Origin of the sequence: Endozoicomonas arenosclerae, from assembly GCF_001562015.1 — a bacterium.
Taxonomy (GTDB): Bacteria; Pseudomonadota; Gammaproteobacteria; order Pseudomonadales; family Endozoicomonadaceae; genus Endozoicomonas_A; species Endozoicomonas_A arenosclerae.
In genome coordinates, this window is sequence record NZ_LASA01000061.1 from 99,860 (window position 1) to 107,516 (window position 7,657).

Sequence of the window (7,657 nt, forward strand, 5' to 3'; positions counted from 1 at the left end):
CTCTCGAGTACCCGTCAAAGGCCGAACATTCGAGAGAACTACTTTCTCCTTTTCAACCAGAACGGAATCAAAAACAAACTACCCACCAGCAATGCCAGCAGCGTGAAAAACAAGCCAAAGAAGGGCTGAAGAAAATAAATAATGGCTGTGGTTGAGGAGACATGCCCCCCAGAGTGATAGGGCACCAGCGCATTGTAGTAACAATCAATCATTGTGCCTACTGCAGCCAGAAATCCCCATAAAACCAGCCAACAAAAAGCAACGCGAGAAAAATGAAAGGAAAGGGCATAAAGAATCCCGGAAAGACACAGATAAGGGATCAGATTCAACAGCCCCAGAATAATCAGACCCGGACTGTCAGACCACTCCAGCTGCATAGATGAGTTCAACTGCTCCAGAAATGACTGTTGTCCCAGAACCAGATCAATGACGAAGTGAGCAACAGGTGCTGCCAGAAAGCCCACCAGCACAACGGCTATCAATAAACGCTTGCGGAAATTATCAAACACGTGAAACCGAACAGTCATAATCTCTGGCTCACTGATTCAGTAAAGCTTCTTTTTATTATTAATATCTGAATTTTTAATCGCACTGTGGTAAACCATTAAAAAGGATAAGCCGACTGTCTTGAGAGACTGAGCCATGACTGGAATCAAACCTTATGACCCTGTCGTACAAACCTATATAAAGGATTGTCGATCCGGAGCTGGCAGTCCTCCCAACGCCATAACTCACCCACCCAAACAGGGCGCAGGCGTTCGTTATGCCATCGCCCAGGGACCCAGCATGGTTCCCCATAAGGCCGATAGAAACACTATAGAACAGGCTCTGCAATTCAACTTTTCAACACTGCAAACCGCCTGTTCAATGGCATCACAATACAACACTCAGCTCATCACTTTCCCGGAACTGTTTCTCACTGGCTATGAATTTGCCAACGGTGATCAGATTAATAAAGAGATACCGGTCAGGGCAGCAGAGTTAATAGAAAAACAGCAATACCCTGAAAGAATAAGCAAAATCGCAGTTGATCTAAAAATGACAATCGTCTGCCCCATGCCTTACAAAGGTAAGGACCCCAAAGGTAATGAAGGTATTTATGATACCGCCATGATTTTCCAGCCTGATGGGAGTCAGGCCATGCAGTTCAAGAATCATCTTTGGGGTATTGATGAACGACAATGGTTTCGTTATCCGGAGTACCCGGAGCTATCACCGTCTAATAACTTCCAGAATGATACCAACGCCTTCAGGGTTCATTTAATTAATGGCTTTCCGGTTGGTGTGGGTATCTGCTATGACGCAGAATTCCCTGAAGTTGCACGCTGCCTGGCCCTGAATGGCTCTCTGTTAACGGTTTTTCCAACAGCAGCTCCTGAAGGTATGCTTCCTGGACAGACAGAACCTTACCCTGACATAGCACTGCACTATATTCCTGCCAACGCCCTTACCAACCTGAACTTCTGCAGCTACAGCAATCGGGCAGGTGAAGAGTACGATACCGAGGGCAATCCAGTCCTGAATTACAGCGGCAACAGTATTATCTGCAACCCTTATGGCAAAGCCATGGTCGCAGCAGTCAGCAATGAGGACTGTTTGTTGATTGCCGATTGCCTGCGGAAAGACATCAAGAACACTCAACCTGCTGACACCGATTACCTCATCAATCGCAGACTTGAGATCTACAGTGCTCTGACCCGAAAAAAAGCCCCTTTCCCTTACGGTAAGCAGTACACCTATGCCCCACAACAACATAAAGATCCAAAACAGCCTGACAAATCCTGAGAACTTATCCCTTAATCCAGAAGGAAACCCAACATGCCAAGGAACGGAAAAACTACCGCTCTTGCCACTCCAGAAAATCTTTTTGAGCCACTGACACCCGTCTATGGTCGTGAAGATTTTGCCGGAGGCCTTAATCTTTCAGCCGCTGAACTCCCGGAATACCCGACACCGGCTGACTCTGCCTACCAGATGATCAAAAACGAACTACTCATGGATGCCAAACCAGGTTTGAACCTGGCGACATTCTGTAATGAAGCGTACACCGACCCTTGGGGTGAGCAAGTGGTCAAAGACAGCATCATGAAGAACTTTATTGATCACACTGAGTACCCTGGCACCAACCTGGCTGAAAAGCGCTCTACCCGGATGCTGGCAAAAGAGCTGGGTACTCAATTCGATGAAGAGGCTCCTTCCCACAAACAGGCTGAGGCGGCCCAGGCTCTCTATGGCACCGCGACCATAGGTTCTTCAGAAGCGGTCATGCTGGGATTGATCGCCCATAAATTTATCTGGAATCTGAAGCAAAGAGTTTTGCTCGATAACAGTGACTCTCTGGGTATCAAGGTGGATGCCAGAGATCGACCTGTCGTCCTGATGAGCTCTCAAGTACATGGTTGCTGGGATAAGTTCTGCCGCTATTACGACGCTATCTCACTCTATATAGAAGTCGATGGTTCACCTTATTCCATCCACAAGGGTGACATCATTAAGAACATTCTGGAAACCGACATAGAAGACCCAATTTCACCCTATGCTGAGAAAATTCGCACAGCTATGGGTTATCAGCCTGGCACTCAAAGAGGCAGGACGATTGGAGAGCTGGTGATGGCTGTGGGCGCTTGCGTTGGTACGACGTTCACCGGTAACAGTGACAATATCCCAGCCATTGATGACGCTGTAGACAACTTCTGTGTTGAGCAAAACAAAAAGTACAGTAAAGAACAGCAGCTCAAGTTCAGGGAACTCTATCAGCAGGAATACGCCCGGCTTTACCCACAGCAGCCTGCTCCAAAACGAATCCCAGAGATTATGGACATCCCGGTTCATGTGGACGCGGCCAGTGCTGGCTTTGTGTTGATGTTTTCTTCTACTGGTTCGGGCATCCCTTTTAATTTCAATGAGTGCCCAAAAAGAGTTCTGTCGATCAACATCTCCAATCACAAGTTTGGTATGACCTTTACCGGCATGGGCAGTGTGATCTTTAAAGACAGTTCAGTAGTAGACCCTTCGCTGGTTTATAACATTGCTTATCTCGGTGGCAGCTTTGACGACTACACCGTCAACTTTTCCCGGGGCTCAGCCATGATTGTTATGCAGTACTACAACTTTTTGCGATTTGGTCGCAAAGGTTATCGAGACATTATGGATAACTGCGTTGAAAACAGTCGCTGGTTTGTCAACCAACTCAACTCTCACCCATCTCTCAGCAAGTACTTCACAAATGTCAGCAATATCAAAGTGAAGAAAGATAGTGAGGGAATGGAACTGCCTATCATCGCTTTGACCTGGCCTGACCAGAACAACAAACCTGATTGGGATCTGGTGGATATGTCAGACAAACTGGCACAGAGCGGCTGGGTTGTTCCGGCTTACAATATCCCCCGATACACACCGGAAGATACAGACGGTATCCAGGTTCTGAGAATCGTCGTACAACAGGTGGTCACCCGGGACAAACTGAACACCTTGCTGCAAAGCATGGAAGTTGCTTTAAACGAGCTGAATGCTTCAGGTGTCAAACAAACAAAAAGATTAGTTAAGGCCAGGCGCAATCAGTGCCTTTGTTAACGGGATAACCGTGTATCAGGGCGCTTGATGCGCCTTGAACACACTAACTGCGTCTATTCATTAGAGGGACAAATCAAACCCTCATGATCCAGATAAACTTTTGTCGATCCCGCTTCAGGCTTCAGATCCAGATGCTTCACTATAAACTCAGGCAGCTCCAATGGACTGATAGCTCTAGTGGCAGGTACAAGCCCTGCCAACACCTTAATCTTTCCTACCAATTCGGATGCCTTTTCAAGCTCCATGCTTTTAATCGATTGGATTAAGTCTTGCGTGCATTGGTTATCCGGCTTCATGTTACAGAGCATTCGATTCAGAAACTTCAGATCACCATAAGCAATAGCAGGCTTTTCATATTCAGTGTAAACGCTCAGCTCAGATGACAGATAAACATCAGCGGAGGTACTCTCAGGAAGATACTCTGGCTCCAGCTGAGCCAGAGGACTCATTCCATTTCCGCAGGTTTTCTCTGCATCAATAAATTCATCATCCACCTGGAGGTCAGCAAGTATGGAGAAGCTATTCGCCGTCTGGTTCTTATGAGGAGTATTGCTCTGCTGTGTGGAAAGCTCAACTATTTCATAAACAGCAAAACCTACCATACCCACAACCACTAAAGTGACAAAAGGTAATAAGACATAGACAGGGCATTCGTAACAGTGCTTGTTCCACTCCCACCACGCAACACAGGGGCTAGACTCCTCTCCTATGGATTGGTAACCGACACGGACAGGCGAGGAGTAGTAGAGACTTTCTTCTGAATTGAAACAGCTGTGAGCGACAGGTGAATGCAATAGAAAAGCTGCAAATGGAAAAACCCATCTGTATTTATTAAGGACGAATGACCTTAAACCCGATATCACCACCTTCCTCTCCTGCTTTCACCCCTACAGACTAGATAAAGTTAGCGGAAAAACGTTCAGCACGGTAAAAGAAAAAATGCTTCTGATTCAGATCAGCTTTTGCTTAATGCGGCCTTTATCTCCTGTATGGAAGACATTCGCAAATGCTCCATTAATTAATGTCAGATTAGGTGGCAGATGACCAATATCGACATCGTAGAGTATGGGAATTTCCAAATCCTGGAGCACATAACCCATAGCCTGCTGATAACTCAGAGATTGATCATGGCTCGTACCGGATGGGTTTCTGCCAAGTAACAAACCATTCAGATTCTTGAAAATACCCCTGTATTTCAGTCCCAGCAGCGTTCTGATCAATGCAGTAGGCGAAAGCTCTGCATTTTCCAGAAACAGAATCACGCCGTCTTGCTGATACCTTCCATGAAACCCTTTCAGATCGAGGTATTCAGAGCCTAACAGATGACATAGCGTATCCAGGCAGCCTCCTATCAAGCGACCGGAAAACTCCACGTCTTCCTGACCCCCGCTCAGAGATTTCCAACGAGAGATCTCGGTGAGATTCAATAAGGCATCAGGATTTTCAGCATACGACTCTCCACTGATTTGATACTTTTCTGAGGAATACTGAGTAAATGCTTCAGTACTTCCCAGATAAGCAAGGGTATTTGCAGTTAAAGGCTCCTGCTGCAAACTATGGAGTTGCATCAAGTTGGCACAATGCGCTGTAGCCCAGTCACATTGTCGGGTGATTACTGACGTCAATGTACTGATATCAGAAAAACCTGCCAGCCACTTGGGATTTGCTCTAGCTATCTGATCAAAATCCAGTACTGAAAGCAGATCCATGGCTATCTCCCCACCCCAGGGTGGCATAATCGCATCGATGGAATCATCCAGTAGAAAAGCAGTTAGTTCTCTGGCTCTGCTCTCCAGTGGTGCACTCACATAATTTTCATCTGATCTGAGACATTCACCCTCTACCACTTCAAAGCCCTTTGAGCGCAGGTACTCAAGGCATCGATCAAGACGAGAATGACAGGGTTCAGAGACGCCCGAAGAAAACGCTGTAATTGCGATTCGACTACCGGGTCTCAAGGGAGCAGGGTACTTCATTAACGGATTCCATCCATTGAAAGATTCTTCATGACTCAGCCATGAGCCTAATAATATTTTCCAGAGGGAGGAAGGGAAATACCCTTAACCAGGCTATTTCCCCTGAGATATATCACTGCAGGACAGGACGGGCATTCAGAGGCTGAACAGGGCGATTGGTATGAGTCCCCATTACTTTGGTGAACTGCTCAACCTGCTCTTTGGATACCGTAACCGGCTCTTTCATGACCAGCCAGGTAACACCTTCAGAGCAGGGAGGAGTAGTTAACGAACCATTGAAACGATAATACGCCTTGTCACTCGGCAGCATGTCTTCTGCATTAATCACCTGACTCAAGGCTTGCTTGGCGTTTTTCTGCTCTGGCATCTGGTTCCAGGCTTTGGTCAGCGCTTTGTTCTCAGCCCCTTCCTTGAACATGATACCCACTACAGCCAAGTTACCCTCTTTATCAGCATGTACGAGGTGCACTTCCAACGGAAAGGACTCACCTTTGATCTGGTTTTCGCTGGGAGCATGAAAGTGGAACTGTTTCAGTTCATAGGTATGACCATTCAACGACATGGTACTACCGGGACGAAAGTTAACCTGAATGGTATGACCATTATTCAGGATTTCATTACCCGCCGCTGAGTAGTAGTCTCTTCCAATATGAAATGAGCCTGAAGAAGGGGCTGGTTTCTAACATGAAATGAGCCGACTTCAGCACTGTCGTTCATGATGAGGATATGAAAATCATCATGAACACCCATTTCATCAAAACCCTGGAGGATGTAAGAAGCCTCCTTTCACAAGCAGACTGTCTGGAGCCCGGCTGGGACTCCAAGGACGAATGTTACCGTTGGATTGAGCTAACCCTCAGCCACTTCAAATACCGTTCCCTGAGCAAAGGAGACAAAGGCTTGATCCGCCGCTACCTGACCATTGGCAGTGGCTACTCGAGAGCCCAGGTGACTCGACTGATCAACCAGTACATCAGTAAAGGCAGCGTGAAGCGTCGCCAGTGTACGACAAGAGGCTTTCAGACTCGCTACACCAAAGCCGATATACGACTGCTGGCTGAAACCGATCGGCTTCACAGTGACCTGAATGGCCCTGCCATAAAGAAAATCTGTGAGCGGGCTTATCAGCAAGGCGACCAACGCTACGAGCGTCTGGCGACTATCTCTATCTCCCATCTCTACAACCTCAGGAAGTCGGKCACTTATGAACGGGTAAGAGGGCATAAAGACACTACTCGGGCGTCGCAAAGCACTATTGGCATACGCCGCCGTCCGAACCCCGAGGGACAGCCAGGGTTTATCCGCGTGGATACTGTACATCAGGGTGATAAGGACGGCGTGAAGGGACTCTATCACATCAATGCAGTTGATGAGGTCACCCAGTATGAGGTGGTTTGCACGGTTGAAAAAATCAGTGAACGGTATCTGATACCTGTTCTGGAGGGCTTGTTGGCAGGGTTTCCGTTTAATCTGCTGGAGTTCCATTCAGATAATGGGTCAGAGTTTATCAACCACAACGTGGCGAAGTTGCTGAACAAGTTGAACATCCAGTTGAGTAAGTCTCGCTCCCGTCATAGCAACGATAACGCCCTGGTAGAAAGTAAGAATGGTTCGGTCATCAGGAAGCTGTTGGGTCACGCTCATATACCCCGGCACCATGCCAAACAGTTTAATCAGTTTGACCGGGACGACCTGACTCCTTATCTGAACTACCACCGCCCCTGTTTTTATCCAGAAACCCGGATGGACGCCAAGGGCAAGGAGAAGAAGGTGTACCGCTATGAAAACATGATGACCCCTTACGAAAAGTTCCTGTCACTGAAGGAACCAGAACAGTACCTGAAAGAAGGGATTACACTGGACCAAAGTAAATGATCCACGTTCTTAGAACGTGGTTTTGCTTTATGCCCCCCCTATAAGGGGGCTGAAACCGCCAGCCTTCAGAGAAGGCTGGTGAGAGTTGCCCCAAGATTGCAGATTATTTCCTGAAATCTATCTCCTGCTGGAGACGTTCTTTCTTTTCTTGGTACTTCACATATTTACGGATCATTTCTGCATCTACTCCGACAGTATCGACACAGTAGCCTTTTGACCAAAAGTGATTACCC

General features: G+C 47.2%; 8 protein-coding genes. 3 read left to right on the forward strand and 5 right to left on the reverse strand.

Going from position 1 to position 7,657, the window contains the following annotated elements; translation table 11 throughout:
* Positions 1-38 precede the first annotated feature (38 nt).
* Positions 39-527 (reverse strand): hypothetical protein, encoded by a 489-nt coding sequence (locus WG89_RS08750; protein ID WP_062264342.1) that lies wholly within the window; start codon positions 525-527, stop codon positions 39-41.
* 115 nt (positions 528-642) lie between these two features.
* Here WG89_RS08750 and WG89_RS08755 point away from each other — a divergent pair, with 115 nt between their 5' ends.
* A complete protein-coding gene (locus WG89_RS08755; RefSeq protein WP_062264344.1) occupies positions 643-1,785 on the forward strand; it encodes a nitrilase-related carbon-nitrogen hydrolase in 1,143 nt (380 codons plus the stop codon).
* Between the two features lie 33 nt (positions 1,786-1,818).
* Complete coding sequence (locus WG89_RS08760) at positions 1,819-3,573, forward strand: pyridoxal-dependent decarboxylase (protein ID WP_062264347.1); 1,755 nt, start codon at positions 1,819-1,821, stop codon at positions 3,571-3,573.
* A 53-nt stretch (positions 3,574-3,626) separates the two neighbouring features.
* Here WG89_RS08760 and WG89_RS08765 read toward each other — a convergent pair whose 3' ends face one another.
* The 3 genes from WG89_RS08765 to WG89_RS08775 all read right to left on the reverse strand — a co-directional run bounded on the left by WG89_RS08765 (position 3,627) and on the right by WG89_RS08775 (position 6,198).
* Positions 3,627-4,175: a hypothetical protein gene (locus tag WG89_RS08765; RefSeq protein WP_062264350.1), complete on the reverse strand. Its 549-nt coding sequence runs from the start codon at positions 4,173-4,175 to the stop codon at positions 3,627-3,629.
* 348 nt (positions 4,176-4,523) lie between these two features.
* Positions 4,524-5,549 carry a S66 family peptidase gene (locus WG89_RS08770; protein WP_062264353.1) on the reverse strand — a complete coding sequence of 342 codons (1,026 nt, stop codon included), beginning with the start codon at positions 5,547-5,549 and terminating at the stop codon, positions 4,524-4,526.
* Positions 5,550-5,661: 112 nt separating this feature from the next.
* The gene (locus WG89_RS08775) at positions 5,662-6,198 is read right to left on the reverse strand and encodes a carbonic anhydrase family protein (protein ID WP_079253736.1); all 537 of its coding nucleotides are present in this window, start codon (positions 6,196-6,198) and stop codon (positions 5,662-5,664) included.
* 77 nt (positions 6,199-6,275) lie between these two features.
* Here WG89_RS08775 and WG89_RS08780 point away from each other — a divergent pair, with 77 nt between their 5' ends.
* Positions 6,276-7,424 (forward strand): integrase catalytic domain-containing protein, encoded by a 1,149-nt coding sequence (locus WG89_RS08780; RefSeq protein ID WP_079253737.1) that lies wholly within the window; start codon positions 6,276-6,278, stop codon positions 7,422-7,424.
* Positions 7,425-7,527: 103 nt separating this feature from the next.
* On the opposite strand, the gene WG89_RS08785 is transcribed toward WG89_RS08780, so the two are convergent.
* Positions 7,528-7,657 (reverse strand): transposase (locus WG89_RS08785; RefSeq protein WP_172806753.1); only part of this gene is annotated, 130 nt, incomplete at its 5' end.

Excerpts from the sequence above, each read along its gene's own strand:
- WG89_RS08750 (WP_062264342.1), bottom strand. The coding sequence starts at position 527 with ATGACTGTTCGGTTTCACGTGTTTGATAATTTCCGCAAGCGTTTATTG.
- WG89_RS08755 (WP_062264344.1), top strand. The coding sequence starts at position 643 with ATGACTGGAATCAAACCTTATGACCCTGTCGTACAAACCTATATAAAG.
- WG89_RS08760 (WP_062264347.1), top strand. The coding sequence starts at position 1,819 with ATGCCAAGGAACGGAAAAACTACCGCTCTTGCCACTCCAGAAAATCTT.
- WG89_RS08765 (WP_062264350.1), bottom strand. The coding sequence starts at position 4,175 with ATGGTAGGTTTTGCTGTTTATGAAATAGTTGAGCTTTCCACACAGCAG.
- WG89_RS08770 (WP_062264353.1), bottom strand. The coding sequence starts at position 5,549 with ATGAAGTACCCTGCTCCCTTGAGACCCGGTAGTCGAATCGCAATTACA.